We start from the raw sequence: 16,280 nt of genomic DNA on the forward strand, positions 1-16,280 counted from the left end.
ACGGATGCACCGCACGTCCTGTAGCTGGGCTGCATACGCCCGTCGAAAAGGCAACCTGCTTCGGATTAGCGGCAGGTCAGCAGGGCAGCGCCGAGAGAGCGCCACCGGCGGACGGCCGCCCGGCGGTTCCTTTCGACCTCACGCTTCAGGCGCGACCAGTTATCGACGGCGGCGAACAGCGCCCGGAGATCGGGTGTCCCGTCGAGGACCTCCTCGTGCGCGGGCCACGGCGAGGCGTCCAAGCCGCGCGAACGCGCTCGGACGTGAGCGCATGCCGCGGCGACGAGGGCGTCGGGCACCCCGGCCGCCTCGTCCTTCGCGGCGCGGACGGCGCGCCGGTCGGGGCCGGAGAGGCGACCGACGGACAGGAGCGGGTCCTCCATCAGCGCGGAGCCGGAGGCGGAGGACCATACGGCGGCGCCGGGCCGTCGTCCTCGGCGTCCGCAGGACGCCGGCCGGGCGTGGTCGGCTTCGGCGCGGCCGGACCGGCTGCGGGCTGCTCGGCTGCGAGTGCAACGCCCCGGCGCTGCCACTCCTGCACCTCCGGGACAAGTTCGTACGGCTCCTTGCCTGCCAAGCGGCCCCGGTCGGCTTTGGGAAGAGTGTCGAAGTACGCGCCGAGTTCCGGCGTCGGCGGGTCCTCCGACTCACCGCGCAGGTACGCCAGACATTCTCGAGCGGTGGCAGCCCGGTCTTCGACGCGCCCGACGGCGGCGCGGGCAGTGGCGGTCTTGGCTTGCTCACGCTCCCACGCTTCGCGGACGCGCTCCGGGGGCTCGAAGTTGGTGACGACGACGCCCTGGCGCTGCGCCTCCAACCATGCCCGGGCCTTGAAGTCGTCCGGGCCCCAGATTTCCATGCGGCCGCCCCACTCCTCCTTGGCCTTCCCGGCCAGGGCGCGGATAGCATCGTCGTTGACGCGGCCGTGGACGGTCACCCTGTTCCCGGTGTCCTGTAGCCGCGCCGCGCCGACGCCGATCCATACGCCGTCGCGGGCTTCCGTGACGTCTGTGTACCCGCGCTCTCTCCACCTCTCAGCAAGGCTGTGCCTCTGCTCTGGCGTCGGCGGCGACTGAGCGGGGCCGCGCCCGGCGCGCAGGGCGGGGGGCAACCACTCAACGGTGTCCTGCTCCCAGCCCTGGGCGTCGGCGAGGCGCCGCGCCAGGTCGGCGGCGACCAGGTCTCGATTGCCGTATTGCCGGATTGCCCCGCCGCCGTGGTCGACTTCGACCCAGCCGCCGCCGGTCGTCAAAATGCGGGTGCGGTCGGCCTTGGAGACGTCGACCATGTGCAGCGCCGACGCGGCGTCGGCGAGGTCGAGGTCGGGGAAACGGTGGCGCAGTAGTTCGACTTTCGTGCCCTGCTTCGTCTTCATGAGCGGGTCCTCCCTGGCTACGCTGAGTTCCGTTGTGAGAAGGGCTGTCTCCGCCCGGCGACGGGCGCGGACAGCGCCGACGTGTTGCTGTCGGCGCGAAGGCTGAGGCGGCTTCCCGGCGTCGCGCTGACGGCGCCACCTGGCTGTGTCGCGCTCCCCGACAAGCGGCTCCGGGGCGTCGGAGAGACCGCGCTCGGCACGGCTCCGGTGGTCGGCGCGTGCGACGCTGCCGACGGCGCGCAAGGTGTTGTTGATCTCCTCGCACCAACGTGCGCGCTCGCGCCGGAGGGCTTCGCCTGGGGCGCCACCGTGGCGGCCGCCACTCTCGAACATCGCCTCCAGCGTGGCGTTCTTGGCCTTGGCGAACCCCGTGTCTCGGCTCGCGTCGAGCGCGCGAGGGGTCAATAGAACATGCGCGTGCGGCTGCTCGTCGCCGTCCGCAGCAGCCGGTTCGTGCAGGGCCACGTCGGCAATGGCTCCGGCGGCGACGTATGGCGCGATGGCGCGCCGTACGAATTCCTCGCGCTCTCCCGGTGGGAGTTCGCGGGGGAGCGAGACGAGCACTTCGCGGAAGGTCGCCGCCCGGGGGTGCTTCTCGGCCAGTTCGACGCGCGACCAGAGCTCGGCCCGGTCGTAGGCCCACTCCGGGGCCCCAGGCGGCGCTACGACAAAAGTCGCCGCGATCCCCTGTTTGCGCGAGTAGTCGTACGTCCGGCCGGTTCTGGCGTCCTTCAACCTGGTGCCCGCCCGGTAGGCGGCGGCGGCCACGGCAGAGCGCCCCGCCGACCGCTGGCCGATTTTTACCTCGAGACGGAATAGCGCCTCACTGGCGGGCCTGGTGCGCGGACGGGGCGACACGTCAGCCGCCTCGCTTGCCGCACATGGCTGCGACGACTTGGACCGAATCGCCGACGGCCACCTGTAGCACCGCCTGGTCCTCCTGGTCCTCGTCCTTCTCCTCGGCGCCGTAGACCTTGGTCCAGCCGAGGTCGACCAGTCGCCACCCCGTCGCCCTGAACCGCTCGCCCTCGACGCCGACCACGGCGGACAGCGCCTTGTAGCGCACGTCCGGGTAGAACTGTGCCAGGAACGCCCGGGCGATCAGCATGAAGACGTCGCGCTGGGCGTCGCTGAGGCCGTCCAGGCGCGCTTGCGTGGCCTCGACCGTAGGCACGATCCCGTGGTGGTCCGAGACCATGGAGTCATCCCACGCCGCCGACTTCAGGGCAAGGTTGGCCCCCTCGGCGATCCCTCCGAGCGCCTGCGTCCCCTTCAGGTTGCCGACGATAGTCGGCACCTCGGCGCGCAGCGCATTCGGCAGGTAGCGGCAGGTGGCACCGGGACTCGACACCAGTCCGGCGTCGTGCAGCGCAACGACAGCGTCGCGGACCTGCTGCGCCGACAGACTGAGCCGAAGACATTCCTCTTGGAGCGCCGGAAGGGAGTAGGGCAGGGGCGGCCCACGGCGCACCAAGTCGATCCTGCGCCACTCCACCGAGCCGCTCCGGCCCGCGACCTTGTCGGCAATCCGCTCGGCCACGGAGCGGTCGACGAGGCGGCCCTCGGGGTCCATGCCCTCTTCGAAGCCGCTCGGCACGATCCAGGTCGCCTTGAAGGCGCCGTTGGTATGACAGCACAGGACGGATGGGACGTAGGATGTGGTCATAAATACCTCCGGCGGGAGCGTGCGACAGTGCGGTCGGTGAGGACGGCGTGCGCGGCGTCGATCGCCGGCCGCCACGGCATCGCGGGCGGCCTCACCTGCGGCGCCTCCGGCTGCGTCGGTCACGACGGTTCCGGGGAGCGGAGCCGAAACTCCTCGCGCGGAATTCCTCAATGGCTTGAGCGGCGACCCCGAACAGCTGGTCCGGGTCCACCACGCCACGCTGCACCGCTTCGTTGATAACGAGGTAGGCGTACATGCGCTCGCACCAGCCCCCGCACCACGCTGCGCGCGCGCGTTCCGAGAGGTCGTCGGGGACCACTTCGGCGGGGTCAAGGACGCGGCTCGGGCGCGGCCAGCCTTCCGCCTCAGCGTCCAGAACGGCGAGGCTGAACGCGGCGTCGGCGCGCTGGAACGCTTCCCAGCCGTCGGCGTAGTGCATCACGAGGTCGGCCGGTCCTGGCCACGGCGGTAGCCAGCCGTCTACAACGAAGAGGTCGAAGTCGGCGAGCTTCATTGCCGACCCTCCTCTTCGACAGCGGGCTCGAACAGGCCGTGGTCGTTGACCAAGGTCAGTGCCAGCCCGCCGACGGCCCGACGTACGTCGGCTAAGTCGTCGCTCGTCGCTTCGTACCCGAGGTCGCCGAGGTGGTATCCGCAGCCGTCTTGGGTTGGGACATGGACGAAGCAACGGCCGATGAAGACATCACCGCGCCGGTGAACGACGGTGAGGACGGTAACGCCGTCACCGTGTATGATAGCGCGCTGCGGAAACTCGCCTACCTCTGTGTATTCGAGTCCACTCATGATCCTACTCTCCCAGTAGAAAACCATTTATTAGCGGGCAAGTACGAAGTACTTGCTTAACCGCGCCTTCGATAAACTCAGTTCGCTGAGTTCTAAGTTGCTTTCAGGTCAAGAGTTCGCAACCTATTTTCTTGAAGCCAACTACAGGTTCTTGACGGAGAGCAACTTGACGACGGAGAAGTTGACCTCGCTACTCCAGCGGCGCGCGCGGTTGGACGAACAGATAGCCGCCGCCAGGCGTGCGGAATCTGAGAGTGCGCGGAAGGCCGATGCCCGCCGCAAGATCGTCGTCGGCGCGGCTCTCCTCAGCGCGGCCCGGCAAGATCCCAGGCTGCGGAAACTGCTCGTGGAAACGCTCGGGCGGGTGCTCGGCGAGCGCGACCTGGCGCTGTTCGCGACGGGAGATCCCGGGGCCGGAGATCTCGTCCTCGGGACGGTCGGTTCCGCTGCCCTGGGGCCGATCGAGGGCGCGGCCGAGGGAGGCTGGATTGAAAGCGGGCACGCTGGCTGAGTCCGGGTCCGCCGGGCTTGCCGGGGTCGTCGCGGTGGTCGCCGAACTGGCGCCCTCGGCGTCGGTTGCGCTCGCCGTCGCGGCGGGTGTGGCGGCAGTCGGCTGTTGGCGCGGGATGAGACCGGCGCTCGCACCAGCCATCTACCGCGCCGTGGCTGCGGTGGCCACTCTCGGAGTCGGGATTGTCGCCGACCCCGAGGCGCTCGGACGGCAAGCGGGGTGGCTGGCCGGAGTCGTCGAGGCGGTGCTCTGGAGCGTCTACAGCGGCGCTGCCGGGGCCGCTCTGGCGTAGTGGGTGCGGCATGCTGCCGCAGAGCGTCGGGGCGGCGGGGCATCTGTCCTTGGTGGACAATGACAGGCGACGCTCAGGGGAAGGACAGTATCCACCGAGAACTAATTGTCAACATTACTATGCTTGCTCTTGTCGGTCCGGTCAATAAGTCGGTTTCTGAATTCATGTTGACGCGAAAACTCATTTGATTTACTCCGTTTTCGCAAACAGCAACGGAGTAAATCTTGTGGATTGGAAAGAAATTGCTCTGCGCTTCGACCATTTCCCGGACGCGGCCGAACTCGTCGCGTCCGGCCGGGCGCGCCGGGACGCCGACGTCGTGGTCTACTCGTGCGCCGGGGCGGGTGCAGCCCGCGACGCCGCCGCCGAAATAATCGCGGCCGGGCTGGCATATGGACTCTTGCTTGGCGAGGTCGAGGAGGGCCTCGCCGCCCGGTTCGGGGAGTTCGCCGCCGACGTGTCGTACGTCGGTGGCCGCGTCGAAGCGGCTATCGACCCGTTCGACGCGGCCGACGCTGGGTAGCGCGCTCGCCGTCCCCGCTTTCCAGCCCGGCGTGCCGCCGGGCCGGAGCGAAGCGGAGCATGCCCATAGCCCCCCTCGCGCCCTTCACAGCGCATCAGAGGGGGCTGTGGACATGTGGTAAGCGGGGGCGGCGTCCAGTGGCCGAGGACTCCCACAGTCGCGCCGCCCGGCGCCCTCGGAGCCCCTCCCCCTGGGGGGAGGGGCAGAGAGGTCCCCGCCCTGGCGGGGAGGGGGGAGCGGAACCCGTCCTCCTGTTGCGCTGGGGCCTGCCCCGGCGCGACGGGGGCCTTCGTCTAGTCCCGGCCGGCGATCGGTGGCCGCACAATGTGGACGGCACCGCACGTGCTGTGGCGCGCCCCGACGCTGGATCACCAAGCCGACCCTGCATTCGCTGTTGTGCGGCCTTCCCTGACGTCCTCATTTTTGGTTCCGGCCGCCTCTGGGGCCGGGGGCGGCCCTGCGCCGGGGACCAGCGGGCCGTCCTGCCCGCCCGGGCGGTCCCCCCTTGGGAAAGACAGAACAACTGCAACCACCCCCACCCGACGCACGGGAACCAATGCGATTCCCTCGCGCTTGATCCGCCATTCATGGCCCGTCCGCGTGTTACGGACGCCGACCCGGAGGCGCACCACGTCGCCGTACGCGGTATGCCGCTCTTCGTAGACCCCCACGATCTCCGTCGCACGCTCCCCGCGCTCCGCGGTGTCGCAGAGTGCGCCCATGAGCCGCAAGGCCGTCGCATGGTGTTGGCGCTGGATTGCGCGCAGGATCACGCGGGTCCGTGTGCATTCGATTTTCTCGCCCCGCTCCACGCGCTGGGCCAACCGGAATAGGTCGCGCCAGCGACCGACGGTACCCGGGCGCAGGCCGATGAAGCCCCATGAACGAGCTCCGCCGAACACCGACTTCCACGCGCGGAAACGGTCGAATGACGTTCCGAGGTGTTCCTCGCCGTCCGGAGCTTCGGCCTTCGTGGTCGGCGCTTCCGTCGTCATCTTCAAGGCGTAAGTTAGGACGTAAGTCTGGACCTGCGCCGCGCTGCGCTCGTCGAGCACACGGAAGTCGGTTGCCCGGCGGCCGGGGAAATGCGCTTCGACCGCTGTTCGCAGGTCGTCAATCCCCTCCGGCGCGGCCCACAGGATCGCATGCCGGTGCGGTGTGCCATCCTCGTGCGGCTCCGGCAACCAGATGCCCACCGTACGGACCCGCCGTTTCCGGAGGACGGCGACGACGCGGTGCCAACGGGCTTGAAGCTCGCCGAACATGGCGGCAGGCGTGATCGCCGGATCATATCCGTTCCGGCCCAGCGCAGGAGCGGGATGGTACTCCGGCGGCAGCGTCAGCGTGATCGCGACCGGCACCAGGCCGTCCCGGCGTGCGATCTCGCGCAGGCCGTGAACGAGCGCGATCATCGTCGCCCGACGGAACCGCTGTCCGCTGTCCGCCGCTTCGGCGGCCGAGCAGATCACTTCGCCCGTCGCCTTATCGACGATCTGCTGTTGCTCCAGGAACTTGCGTCCTTGCTCCTGCCGGTGGCGCCAACGGGCGAGCGTCCAGTCGGACACGTAGACCTGCCGCGGGTCCGGCCTCCCCTTCGGCGGACGCGGCCCGCCGACGGCGCCGAGGATGGCGCTGACGTGGGCGTCGGTGCGGTCGATCTCACGCGCCAGCCGCCGCCGCTGAGCGCGCGGGCACATGGCTCGACGCTCGTTCGGCGTCAGTTCGCCGGGGCCGCCCGTCGCTCGGACGGCCCGAACCTGCGCCTGCGCCGCGTGCGCCCGCCGCTCCGCTTCGGAGTGGATCGCGTCTCCGTCAGCGGTGAGCATCGCCAGTGCCAGCCCATCGACGTATTGCCCCAGCGCCCCGGCGCGTCGAGCGACGGCATGCGCCAGTTCGCGGAGGCGGTCGTGGTCTTCCCGGCGACGCCATTCTTCGGCCGTCGCCAACCCGACGGGCCGATACTCCAGCCCGGAGTGCAGGACCTTGTCAGCGCCGGGGATCGGGCCGCGCCACCCGGCCGCCCGGCCTGCCCCTTGCATGAGTCGCAGCCGATACGGCACGGGTAGCCGGTCAATGTCCGCGAGCGCATCGTCGGCATCGGGGATGCCATCTTCGGCAGGCCGCTCGTCGGGCAGCCGCCAAGGCCGCCCGGCGGCTTCGTGGGCGGCCTCGGCTGCAGCTTCGAGCGCGTCGACAGCCGCGTCGACCGGATCGTCGGCGGGCGCGCCGTCCCAGCCGTCGAGTAAGCCGGAGCTAGGTAGGCAAGTAAACTTGTTGGAAGTGGTGTCTGTGAAGAAGGTGTTGGCGTGTTGTCTATGCAGCCGCCCGCTCAAGCGCCCCGGATCGGGGCGCCATTCTCGTAGTTGACAACGTCGTCAACGGATATCATCTTGGAACCACCTTGATGATGATTTCGGCCGGTAGGGTTGGCGCCCGATGACCGGCCGATTTCATTTCAATTTGGCATACGTCTCGGAGCAGTCAACTACTTCTTTCCCGGGACAGGGGCAGCGTCAAGCTGGAGGATTGCTTCGATGGCCGCTGCTGCCGCTTCGGGACTCGGGTACGTGCCGTCGAGCAGCGTGCCGTCCGGGTGGACGATGGCATAAAGACCAGTGGGGACCCACTCTCCTTCCTCGTGGCTGTACTCGAAGAGCTCTACAATTCTGTATCCTTGCAAGTCGGGCATTGTGTTTCCTTGATATCTCGCAACCTCCGCTCCTGGCGGAGTGCGCGCCACAGTAGCGAAAGCTGCTCTTGAGGTCACCTGAGAGATTGTCGAGGAGGACGCCGAACGCTTATGCTCACGTCTATGGATTTCGTTGACGTTTTTGCCGTGGAGGCAATGCAGCTAGAGCGTCGGCAAGATGCCCCTTGCGCAAGTTTACATACCGTTTAAGCGACTTGGGATCCCGGTGCCCTGTCTGCGCCATGACCGCGCTGTCGCTCCAGCCCGCTTCAATAAGACTGGACGCGCGTTCGTGCCGAGTGTCGTGGAGATTGAAATGCTCAAGGCCAGCCCGCGCCCGGGCACGGTTGAACGCATTCTTGAGTGCGTCCACGGTGGTAGGGAAGACCCGGCCGTCGAGCGAGCGGGCCAGTCCCTCCAGGATCTCGACGGCACGCGGCGAGAGGCCGACAGCCTGATCCAAGCGTTCGTGCGGTGACCGGCTGTTTTTTACGGCCCGAAGGAGAGCCGACCGCTCGCGGAGATCCACGTCGTCCCAGCGCAATCGCAGGAGGCTGCCCCGCCGGGCACCGGTTTCAAAAGCGAGTTCGACCAGCGCCGCCAGCCACGGGTTCCGACTCTCGTGGCAAGCGTCGAGGAGCCGCTCAAACTCTTCGTGGCTGAGCCTGACGTCCCTTTCGTCGCTGACCACAGGCCGCTTGACGTCTTCCGCGTTGACCGGGTTGATTGCCAGCCCAAGGCGGCGTTTGCTGTGGTCGATGACCCGCTTGAGAATGGTCAACTCGCGCTTCACTGTGCCGGGCTGGATCGTGCCCGGCGGCTTCGGCGGAGCCTTCGGCTTGGCGGCGTTCGCACGGGGTTGTCCGTCCTTGCGGAGTTTCGGCCCCCTCGGTTCTTCGGGCCGATACTGTCCACGCCCGCCCTGCTGCCCTCGGCTGGCAGTCTGCGTGAGGCGCCGGTCGCGGTAGGCTTCGAAGTGGTCGGGGGTGAGGTGGGCGAGCGCGTGCGCGCAGAGGTCGGCTTCTTCGCGGAGAAATCGCTCGAGTCGCTTTCGCTCTGCGATGCGGGAAGCGACGCCGGGGCGCTTGTCGGTCACCTCGACGAGGTACCGCTCGACAACTTCCCTGAGAGTGGTCTTCTCGGCCGGGGACCGGTCCACATAGTGTCCACGGTCCATCTGTCCTTCGACGGCCCGCGCCCACGCCTCAGCATCTTTCTTTGTGGTGAAGGTCTTCGTCTGAGTCGGCCAGCCCTTGCGGCGGACCTGAACGTGCCACTGGGCGGGACCCTTTTCCCGAATTGTCGCCATACTGCCTCCGACGGCCCGGTGTGCCATGCGGCGCACTGTGCCAGATCTGTGCCAGAAAATCGAAGGCGGAGGGATTGGGCTGGAAGCCAGTTTTCCAATGCGTTGATTTTGCTAAGGAAAACTGGCGGACCCGGCGAGATTCGAACTCACGACCTCTGCCTTCGGAGGGCTAAGGTCAGGTTCATATTCGCGTCTTGTTCTTTAAATATCCTGTATATATTCCCGTTCCGCAAGGCTTCAGATCGGTTCGGTTGACGGAAATGCGGGGATGTATGCGGGGATGTGGATAGGGGCGTCGCTCGGGAGCTGGGCGGCGCCCCGCGCACATCACCCCTTCGTGAAGATGCCAACAGCGCCGGCCAGGGCAGTCCCGGCCGAGGTGATTGCCGCAGCCTGATCCGGAGTGACAGCTACGCCGAGTGCGGACGCCAGAGCAATGAGACCGAGCCACGTTGAGCGCTCGGACAGGCGGTCGAGAATGTAGCGCATTGTGGTTGCCCCTCCTTTCGGGCATGAGAAAAGCCGCTGGGCGGGATGCCGGGCGGCTGGTGGGACGAGGTGTCAACAAACTTGGACCGGTGGCAGTGTCTCACTTTGAAATTCGGAGCCTAGCCGCTACGCTGATGGTCCAGCAGGGAGGGCGCCATGAAGCCGAAGCACATGTCGATAACGGCCAACGTCACTGAGGAACAGCTGCGCGCCATGCCGGCCGGCAAACTTGAGAAGCTACGCAACACTATCTGGAATATCGTTGAGGCGTACGAAGCCGCGTCGGCATCGTCCAAGCAAGCGTCAACAGCCACCGCCTATAAACTGGACGAGATGCAGGCCAAAGGCATTGCCATGAAGATCATGGCGGAAATCAACCGCCGGAAGGCTGAAGCCGCGGGTGCGGCGGGCATTTAGCCTGCCACCTTCTCCCGCTTTTTGGGCGGCCTCGCCGACCTGACCGATGCCGAACTCGACGCTGCCGCTGGGGGCGGTCTGAAATACCACCCAACGGGACCACTCAACGGGCTCCCGATGGACGCTCTTATCGGATCCCCTTTAGGGCCGAGCAACCCCACACTCTGCACCCGGCAGAACCCGGACCCGTCCACATCCGATTGACCATCGTGGTCGAGCTGGCGCGGGCGGCGTGGTTCTTGATGTCGGGAAATGCCGGCCTTACCCTGGCGCAGTGACCGTCGTGTCGACCGGACAATACGGGCCGGCGTCGGCCCACCGAAAGGTGGCTCGGCTGACGTAGGAGGTAACGTACCTACCCGGCGGTCACACCCCAAGCGCCTGCTGAGCCGCGAGGAGCCGCGACCGGCGATCCTGGATCCCATTCAGCCCGCCGTTGATGGCGCGGGTCAGCCCCTCGAAGTCGCCGCCGTCAGCGAAGCGGTTGAGGCGGTTGACCTGCCAGAACCACAGGGCGGATACGGTCGCCCCCTCCGGCGTCTCCAGCCAGTCGGGCATGGCGTCCACAGACCGGCCGACGGCGGCGGCGAGGCGCGTAACGTTCGCGCGCCCGGTCACCTGGATCAGGCCCCGCCCGCGGAACCTCCAGCCGTCGCCGGGCTGCGTGTTGCCCAGCTCCGTCGCCTTGCGCGAGTTGCCCAGGCCGTAGACCCGCTCGGCCAGGGCCTGCGGGTTGCGCACCAGGGCCGGCGCCTCGTCCGGCCGTATCGCCGCGGAGTGGCGGCTTTGCCCAAAGACCTCCAGGATGCGTCCGGCCGTGCTGTAGGTCATGACCTCGACCCAGCGCGTCAGGCCGGTCGACTCGTGCCCGGTCTGCGCCAGAAAGGCGGCCAGCCGACGGGGAGTGTCGACGCCATAGCCAGCGGCATAGCGGTCCAGGGCGGCGGCGAAATCCGGCAGGCTGCGGCCAGCCGGGAACAGGCGCTGGAGCAGCGCAAGGGTGGTGCTCATCGGAACCTCTCAGGAGCGGGTGGGGGTGGGGCGGGATCAGACCCGGCCGGTGCTGTTGGTGCTGTTGGTGCTGTTGGTGCCGTGGTGTAGGAAGCCGGCGCACATGCCCCGCTTCGCGATGGTCAGCAGGTGGGCCAGCAGGAGGAGGGCGGCGTCCTTGTCGCCGCCGCAGGCATCCAGGGCGGCGGCGACCTCGCGCCGGGCCGCCGGTTCGGTGTGGTCAGGCATAGGACCTCCGAGCATGAAAAAGGCCGCGCGCGGCGGCCTAAGGATTGGAGTGTTGTCGCGGGCGGTCAGGTGTCCGCGCTCGGCTCGCTGGGGGGCTCCGCGTCGTCCGGCGGACCATCGGTCACCGGGGGCGCGGTCAGATGCGCCCGCTCCTGCCGCAGCGCCTGGGCGCGCTGCTCCAACTCCGCCAGCCGGTCGCGGTCCCCTGTGTGGCGGTGCCGACGATCACGGCGCGGAGCGGGCGGGCCGATGCGGCGTCGATGTCGGCCAGCCGCCGGTCGATGTCGGCCAGCCGCGACGCAATGGACACCTCGGCCGCCACGATGGCCGCGGCCTCGTCATCGGTGACGATGCGCCATTCCACGCCAGCCGGGACCGCCTGCGCCGCGATGGCCTCCGGATCGAAGCCGGGCGCCGGGTTGACGACGACCGTCCGACCGTCCTGCTCATAAATGATCGGCATGGGTCAGCTCCCAAAGACGATGATGTTGACCAGCGGAAAATCGAACCCGGCGCCCGCGCTGTCGAAGGTCCGCACCGACACTTGCGATGCCGAGCGGCCGCCGTTGCTCACCACCGGGGCGAACCCATATTGGCCGCCACTTGCGTCCGCCGTGACCGCGCAGGCATAGCCGCCGTCGAACAGCGGCGCGGCAAACGCAATGGTGTAGACCCCGGCAGCGTTGCGCGTCACGCTCGCGATGTTCTGTGACGCGATGACAGACCCCGTGGCCCCAGCGAAGGTGCACCACGCCCTTGCCACGATGGCCCTGGATGCCGGGAGCGTGGAATAGACACGCTTCGTGCCCGCGCCGAAGTTGACCAGCCCGTTGCTGTTACTGCTGACGATGGGGGTGCGCGTCAGGGTGTCCGGCGTTCCGGCGGTCACCGTGCCGTACCCATACTCATAGGAGAGGCCGTCAATGGTCTCGATGCAGTAGAAGACGGGTTTCCCGCTGCCAGCCGCCTGGACGAAGCCGCGCCGGCTGGCGTCGGTCGGGGCAATCAGGGACAGCGTGCCCGTCCCCGTGGTGCTCGTGGTTTGCTCCACGCGATCATAAAGCATGTCGGATCCTCAAAGGGATTGGCGGATCTGGAACACGCGCTCGTAAAGCGCGAAATTCGGTTGCGTGATGGGGGAGACTTCCACGAGTCGCCCGATAATGGCCTCATAGCCCTGGTACGGGCCGCCGGGCTCCTGGATGAAGAGCACCTGCCCGGAGGTGCCGGCGAGCCGCCCCAGCTCCTTCATGGCGACCTTGGCTTCCGGCTCCGAGAGGGCGCGGAAGGCGAAGGTCAGCACCCGGCGCCGCGGGCCACGATCAACGAAGTCCAGCCCTGAGCGGCGAACCTCCGTCACCTCGGACAGGTCATCCCAGGCGTCCGTCCACTCGAAGTCGAAGTTGTTGGACGGTCGCCAAGCCGGGCCGACCCACAGCCGGCCGAGATCGAGGTATCCCGGAACGGCGGCGAGCGACGGAGCGGCGATGTCGGCCTGCCAATAGCGGGCCTGCACGGCCGCCGGCAGGACGTGCGCGTGCAGGCCATAGCCGGCGACGATGCCGCTGCCGATGTCCGCCTGCCACTCGCGGTAGCTGCCGATGGTGAAGTCCAGCGACAGCGCCGGGCCAGTGGTGGCGACAGCCCCCTGATAGAGGCTGTCGTACAGCGTCTCCGTCCCGGCCCCCCAGCCGATCGCCGCGCCCTCCTGCCACTCGCGGTAGCTGCCGGCGGTGAAGTCCAGCGACAGAACAGCGCCGCGCCGGCCGAGCCGGTGCCGGATCGTGTCGGCCGCCGCCATTGTGCCCACCGCCTCCCCATCCTCATCGATCCAGCCGGCATCGTCGGGCTGCAGCACGGCCAGCACCCCGACCTCCTTTTCGGCTCCCAAGTCGATGGACAGGCTGACGGAGGAGACCCCCGGGGCGGTCCGCATGCGGCGCCGGACCTGCGGCTCCTGCAGGCGCCGCACACCCAGCCCCTCGACGGCCGAGCTGGTGGCGATCGTCGTGGCGGCGGCGTCGAGGTGGTTGACCCACGACAGCAGGCAGTTGTTCGCCATGGTGCCTCACGCGGTCAGGGATTGCAGGTCGGCGGCCGGAAGCCGGCGCGAGAAGATCTCGACGCGCCGGATGTGGCGGGCTCCGACCGGCACAGTGACGATGGAGCCGAGCCGCAGCGTCGTCACCGCCGGCACCTGCCCCAGCCCGTCCGTCAACACAGAGCCCCCGCCCGTGCAGTAGGCGAAATCATTGACCGCCCAGGCGGCAGCCTCGCGCGTGACCGCTCCGATAGTCGCTGCAGGGCCGTATTCGAGCGCCTGAGACGTTCCGTTTTTTACCACCGCCAGGCCGCGGCCGGCGCCGGGGTTGTCCATCAGCATGATGCGGTTGGCGAAGGTGCCATCGTCGAGGCAGGCGGCGGCGGCGAACACGCCAGGAGGGAGCCGGCCCTCATAGGCGCTCTCCAGCAGCAGCGTCCCGGCCGAGGCATTCCACCAGCCGGCCAGCGGCATGGAGACGGCTTCGCCGCTGCGCGCCACGGTCGCCGTGGTCGTCGGCATGTAGGACGTGGGGAACGCCCCGAGCTCGAGCTGTGCCCCCCACAGATACAGGCCCGAGGAGCCATCGCCGGCGTAGACCGTTCCAGTCCCGTCGTGCGGACAGAAGATAGCTGCCGTCGCGGTGTTCGCCGCGCCCTTGGTTGCCGTCAGGCTGCACCGGTACCAGCCATTTCCGGCCGGGGCGATGGCCGCGGAGGGCGATGTGTAGTCGGTGCTGGCGACAGGCTGTGCAGCCACCGTGCCGGCCGACAGATCGAACAGGGCCGCTGCGGTCGAAGACGCGAAGTTGGCAAAGTAGATCTGGATCCGGCTGCGCTCAGCGGCCCGCGCGTAGATGCTGGCGGTCAGGGTCTCGGTCGATCCTGTTCGCACCCGGAAGAGGGAGTGCTCCACCGCGCTGCCGCTGGCTTCCAGCAACTTCTGCGCGGCGCCTCCATCTGGCGCCGTGACGGCACTGGCCGCGACGCTGGCGCTAGATGTGGCCCACGCCGCATTTGCGAGGTCAGCCGAGTAGGTCCAGAGGTTCCCCCGACCTTCCTCCACCAGCAAGCCCCGACACGCCAGCGTCACCGGGTCATAGTCGATCCGCGGCGTATCCGCCGGCACCACCTCGATCAGGCCAGACGCGTTGACGCGCGTCGCCGTTCCGCTGCGCAGGCACGAGAGCCGCGACAGCGGGATATCCACCAAGCCGCCCATGCGGCACCTCCTATGTGTGATCAGCCGAAACAGAGAAGATCGACGCGACGGCCCTGTGCGCGCTGCCCGACCAGCCGCAGGGGCTTTCCGCCGGCCAGCCCCCAGCGGGGCCATGTCACGCTGATGGTGTCGCCTAGACGTGGCAGATAGCCGGCCAGGCCGACCGGGACGCGGTAGTAGCGGCGTCCCGGCGGGTAGAGGGTCAGCAGGTTGTTGCACAGCGCCGTGGCGTCGGCCTCGGCATCGAACAGCGTATCCAGCGTCAGAGCCTTGGCGAGCGGCGACTTGCGCTGCCGCTCCGGCAGACCCACCGTCACCCGCCGGGACTGCGCCGCCAGCTCCTGCCGGCGGTCCTCGGTCGGGATCGTCGGCACCGGGGCGATATCCGTCCCGGACAGGGGCATCCAGTTTCGGCGGTACCCAGCCTCCACCCGCCAGACGCAGGGGCCGATGTCGTCGGGCAGAGCCACCGGCTCGACCTCATCGACGATCTGCTCCGGACCGAGCGCCAGCCCGCCGCCCAGCGGCGAGGCCAACCGGCCGACCGACAGCAGCCCGTCGCCGGCATCGCCCCACCAGCAGGCCGCCGCGACCGCGACCTCGGTAGCCGCGGCGGCGATCGTCTTCTGCTCGCCGACGTGATAGCCGATGGTGCCCGGCAGGTAGGCCGACATCGATGCGAAGGACGACAGGGCAAGTGCGCTGGTGGCGACGCCACGCTCCAGCAGCCGCCGGATCACGCCGGCGGTGTCGGAAACGTAGCCGCCGACAGCATCGCCCCGCACGTCGGCGGTGACGGTGCCGCCGGGCGACGTGCCGAGACGCCAGCCCGAGCCGTCCGAGCCGAGCCAAGCCGCATAGCGACCGGGCGCCACCGTGGCGGCCCCGAGGGCGGCATAGCTGGTATAGACGGTGCCGTCCCAGGTCACCGGAGCACCGGAGATGTAGACGGCATCCACCGCCTGCATGAGGCGGTCGTGGCAACGGTAGATCAGCAGGCCGGGCGACACTAGGTCGCCGGAGACGCCGCGGCACAGGCCGTAACTCTGCCGCATCGGCTTGCCCGTCAGCTCGGCCCCGCCGTCCGCCCCGCCGGTCCCGCCGTAGAGCGACAGGAGCGGCACGTCGAGGAGGTAACCGGCGTCGCGCATCCGGATGTGGAGGGAGCCGTCCGCCCACCAATCGAGCCCCTGCCCGCCAAAGACGGTGCCGGCGTCGCTGTACCGGCTCGACCGCCGCGGCAGCACCGCCACCCGGATCGGCGCGGCGTCGATGGCGTAGGCGTCCGGGTAGCTGTCGTAGATGCCGTCGGCATTGACGATCTGCAGCTCGCCGATGCTGACCGCCGCACGACCGGAGCCCGGAACGATGGGGATTGAGCGGTCAAATTGCGGCGGTTCGCACCTCCCCTCGAAATGGACGTTCGGCCGAACATCGTCCGGGCGACTGGTCCAGTCCCTATCCGACAGGTCGAGGCGGATGGATGGCGCCGCCGGCTGCGGGTAGGGCAGCGTCCCCCAAGCGCAGGTGCCCCAGGTCAGCGGCTTGTAGGTCGGCGCGACCTCCGCTCCGGTAGCCGGCTGCAGCTCGACCAGGAAGACGGCGTCGCACAGGCTGTCCTGCGCCGCCGCGGTGAAGGCGGCAGGCGCCGGTAGAGCGGCGTGGGATCGCACACCCCACGCCACCACGCCCCAAGCAGTGGTT

General features: G+C 68.6%; 20 protein-coding genes. 4 read left to right on the forward strand and 16 right to left on the reverse strand.

Annotation, left to right across the window (positions count from 1 at the left end; genetic code table 11):
* Positions 1–65: 65 nt before the first annotated feature.
* From DEW08_RS01355 to DEW08_RS01375, 5 genes are all read right to left on the reverse strand, one after another.
* Positions 66–383, reverse strand: coding sequence for a hypothetical protein (locus tag DEW08_RS01355; RefSeq protein WP_109323818.1), 318 nt, complete (start codon positions 381–383; stop codon positions 66–68).
* Positions 383–2,143, reverse strand: a complete 1,761-nt coding sequence (locus DEW08_RS01360; protein WP_146214607.1) for a MobA/MobL family protein — start codon at positions 2,141–2,143, stop codon at positions 383–385. The genes DEW08_RS01355 and DEW08_RS01360 overlap by 1 nt, the downstream gene beginning before the upstream one ends.
* A 91-nt stretch (positions 2,144–2,234) precedes the next feature.
* On the reverse strand, positions 2,235–3,041 hold the full coding sequence (locus DEW08_RS01365) for a DNA topoisomerase (RefSeq protein WP_109323824.1): 807 nt from the start codon (positions 3,039–3,041) through the stop codon (positions 2,235–2,237).
* A gap of 91 nt (positions 3,042–3,132) precedes the next feature.
* Positions 3,133–3,555 (reverse strand): hypothetical protein, encoded by a 423-nt coding sequence (locus DEW08_RS01370; protein ID WP_109323825.1) that lies wholly within the window; start codon positions 3,553–3,555, stop codon positions 3,133–3,135.
* Complete coding sequence (locus tag DEW08_RS01375) at positions 3,552–3,845, reverse strand: hypothetical protein (RefSeq protein WP_146214608.1); 294 nt, start codon at positions 3,843–3,845, stop codon at positions 3,552–3,554. Before DEW08_RS01375 ends, DEW08_RS01370 begins: the two co-directional genes overlap by 4 nt.
* A 166-nt stretch (positions 3,846–4,011) precedes the next feature.
* Here DEW08_RS01375 and DEW08_RS01380 point away from each other — a divergent pair, with 166 nt between their 5' ends.
* The 3 genes from DEW08_RS01380 (at position 4,012) to DEW08_RS01390 (ending at position 5,171) form a co-directional block, all read left to right on the forward strand.
* On the forward strand, positions 4,012–4,356 hold the full coding sequence (locus tag DEW08_RS01380) for a hypothetical protein (RefSeq protein ID WP_109323830.1): 345 nt from the start codon (positions 4,012–4,014) through the stop codon (positions 4,354–4,356).
* Complete coding sequence (locus DEW08_RS01385) at positions 4,334–4,648, forward strand: hypothetical protein (RefSeq protein WP_109323831.1); 315 nt, start codon at positions 4,334–4,336, stop codon at positions 4,646–4,648. The genes DEW08_RS01380 and DEW08_RS01385 overlap by 23 nt, the downstream gene beginning before the upstream one ends.
* A gap of 226 nt (positions 4,649–4,874) precedes the next feature.
* Entirely contained in the window at positions 4,875–5,171 is a 297-nt protein-coding gene (locus DEW08_RS01390) for a hypothetical protein (RefSeq protein WP_109323832.1), read from the forward strand.
* 368 nt (positions 5,172–5,539) lie between these two features.
* On the opposite strand, the gene DEW08_RS01395 is transcribed toward DEW08_RS01390, so the two are convergent.
* From DEW08_RS01395 to DEW08_RS30950, 4 genes are all read right to left on the reverse strand, one after another.
* Positions 5,540–7,504: a replication endonuclease gene (locus DEW08_RS01395; RefSeq protein ID WP_109323833.1), complete on the reverse strand. Its 1,965-nt coding sequence runs from the start codon at positions 7,502–7,504 to the stop codon at positions 5,540–5,542.
* A gap of 152 nt (positions 7,505–7,656) precedes the next feature.
* On the reverse strand, positions 7,657–7,860 hold the full coding sequence (locus DEW08_RS01400; protein ID WP_109323838.1) for a hypothetical protein: 204 nt from the start codon (positions 7,858–7,860) through the stop codon (positions 7,657–7,659).
* Between the two features lie 121 nt (positions 7,861–7,981).
* Positions 7,982–9,169, reverse strand: coding sequence for a site-specific integrase (locus DEW08_RS01405; protein WP_168220224.1), 1,188 nt, complete (start codon positions 9,167–9,169; stop codon positions 7,982–7,984).
* A 327-nt stretch (positions 9,170–9,496) separates the two neighbouring features.
* Positions 9,497–9,658 carry a hypothetical protein gene (locus tag DEW08_RS30950; protein ID WP_168220225.1) on the reverse strand — a complete coding sequence of 54 codons (162 nt, stop codon included), beginning with the start codon at positions 9,656–9,658 and terminating at the stop codon, positions 9,497–9,499.
* A gap of 156 nt (positions 9,659–9,814) precedes the next feature.
* On the opposite strand from DEW08_RS30950, the gene DEW08_RS01410 reads away from it, so the two are divergent.
* Positions 9,815–10,075, forward strand: coding sequence for a hypothetical protein (locus DEW08_RS01410; protein ID WP_109323842.1), 261 nt, complete (start codon positions 9,815–9,817; stop codon positions 10,073–10,075).
* Positions 10,076–10,441: 366 nt separating this feature from the next.
* Here the strand turns inward: DEW08_RS01410 and DEW08_RS01415 are convergent, their stop codons facing one another.
* The 7 genes from DEW08_RS01415 to DEW08_RS01445 all read right to left on the reverse strand — a co-directional run bounded on the left by DEW08_RS01415 (position 10,442) and on the right by DEW08_RS01445 (position 16,249).
* On the reverse strand, positions 10,442–11,086 hold the full coding sequence (locus tag DEW08_RS01415; RefSeq protein WP_109323844.1) for a glycoside hydrolase family 19 protein: 645 nt from the start codon (positions 11,084–11,086) through the stop codon (positions 10,442–10,444).
* Between the two features lie 36 nt (positions 11,087–11,122).
* Complete coding sequence (locus DEW08_RS01420; protein ID WP_109323845.1) at positions 11,123–11,314, reverse strand: hypothetical protein; 192 nt, start codon at positions 11,312–11,314, stop codon at positions 11,123–11,125.
* Positions 11,315–11,450: 136 nt separating this feature from the next.
* Positions 11,451–11,777 (reverse strand): hypothetical protein, encoded by a 327-nt coding sequence (locus tag DEW08_RS01425; protein ID WP_109323848.1) that lies wholly within the window; start codon positions 11,775–11,777, stop codon positions 11,451–11,453.
* A gap of 3 nt (positions 11,778–11,780) precedes the next feature.
* Entirely contained in the window at positions 11,781–12,380 is a 600-nt protein-coding gene (locus tag DEW08_RS31495; RefSeq protein ID WP_181449414.1) for a hypothetical protein, read from the reverse strand.
* Positions 12,381–12,389: 9 nt separating this feature from the next.
* The gene (locus tag DEW08_RS01435) at positions 12,390–13,376 is read right to left on the reverse strand and encodes a hypothetical protein (RefSeq protein ID WP_109323852.1); all 987 of its coding nucleotides are present in this window, start codon (positions 13,374–13,376) and stop codon (positions 12,390–12,392) included.
* Between the two features lie 6 nt (positions 13,377–13,382).
* Positions 13,383–14,576, reverse strand: a complete 1,194-nt coding sequence (locus DEW08_RS01440) for a phage head spike fiber domain-containing protein (RefSeq protein ID WP_109323853.1) — start codon at positions 14,574–14,576, stop codon at positions 13,383–13,385.
* 20 nt (positions 14,577–14,596) lie between these two features.
* A complete protein-coding gene (locus DEW08_RS01445; protein ID WP_245986063.1) occupies positions 14,597–16,249 on the reverse strand; it encodes a hypothetical protein in 1,653 nt (550 codons plus the stop codon).
* Positions 16,250–16,280: the final 31 nt, after the last annotated feature.

Source organism: Azospirillum thermophilum, assembly GCF_003130795.1.
GTDB classification, from domain to species: Bacteria; Pseudomonadota; Alphaproteobacteria; order Azospirillales; family Azospirillaceae; genus Azospirillum; species Azospirillum thermophilum.

Excerpts from the sequence above, each read along its gene's own strand:
- DEW08_RS01440 (WP_109323853.1), bottom strand. The coding sequence starts at position 14,576 with ATGGGCGGCTTGGTGGATATCCCGCTGTCGCGGCTCTCGTGCCTGCGC.
- DEW08_RS01435 (WP_109323852.1), bottom strand. The coding sequence starts at position 13,376 with ATGGCGAACAACTGCCTGCTGTCGTGGGTCAACCACCTCGACGCCGCC.
- DEW08_RS01410 (WP_109323842.1), top strand. The coding sequence starts at position 9,815 with ATGAAGCCGAAGCACATGTCGATAACGGCCAACGTCACTGAGGAACAG.
- DEW08_RS01420 (WP_109323845.1), bottom strand. The coding sequence starts at position 11,314 with ATGCCTGACCACACCGAACCGGCGGCCCGGCGCGAGGTCGCCGCCGCC.
- DEW08_RS01375 (WP_146214608.1), bottom strand. The coding sequence starts at position 3,845 with ATGAGTGGACTCGAATACACAGAGGTAGGCGAGTTTCCGCAGCGCGCT.
- DEW08_RS01415 (WP_109323844.1), bottom strand. The coding sequence starts at position 11,086 with ATGAGCACCACCCTTGCGCTGCTCCAGCGCCTGTTCCCGGCTGGCCGC.
- DEW08_RS01400 (WP_109323838.1), bottom strand. The coding sequence starts at position 7,860 with ATGCCCGACTTGCAAGGATACAGAATTGTAGAGCTCTTCGAGTACAGC.
- DEW08_RS01365 (WP_109323824.1), bottom strand. The coding sequence starts at position 3,041 with ATGACCACATCCTACGTCCCATCCGTCCTGTGCTGTCATACCAACGGC.
- DEW08_RS01425 (WP_109323848.1), bottom strand. The coding sequence starts at position 11,777 with ATGCCGATCATTTATGAGCAGGACGGTCGGACGGTCGTCGTCAACCCG.
- DEW08_RS01370 (WP_109323825.1), bottom strand. The coding sequence starts at position 3,555 with ATGAAGCTCGCCGACTTCGACCTCTTCGTTGTAGACGGCTGGCTACCG.
- DEW08_RS31495 (WP_181449414.1), bottom strand. The coding sequence starts at position 12,380 with ATGCTTTATGATCGCGTGGAGCAAACCACGAGCACCACGGGGACGGGC.
- DEW08_RS30950 (WP_168220225.1), bottom strand. The coding sequence starts at position 9,658 with ATGCGCTACATTCTCGACCGCCTGTCCGAGCGCTCAACGTGGCTCGGT.
- DEW08_RS01355 (WP_109323818.1), bottom strand. The coding sequence starts at position 383 with ATGGAGGACCCGCTCCTGTCCGTCGGTCGCCTCTCCGGCCCCGACCGG.
- DEW08_RS01405 (WP_168220224.1), bottom strand. The coding sequence starts at position 9,169 with ATGGCGACAATTCGGGAAAAGGGTCCCGCCCAGTGGCACGTTCAGGTC.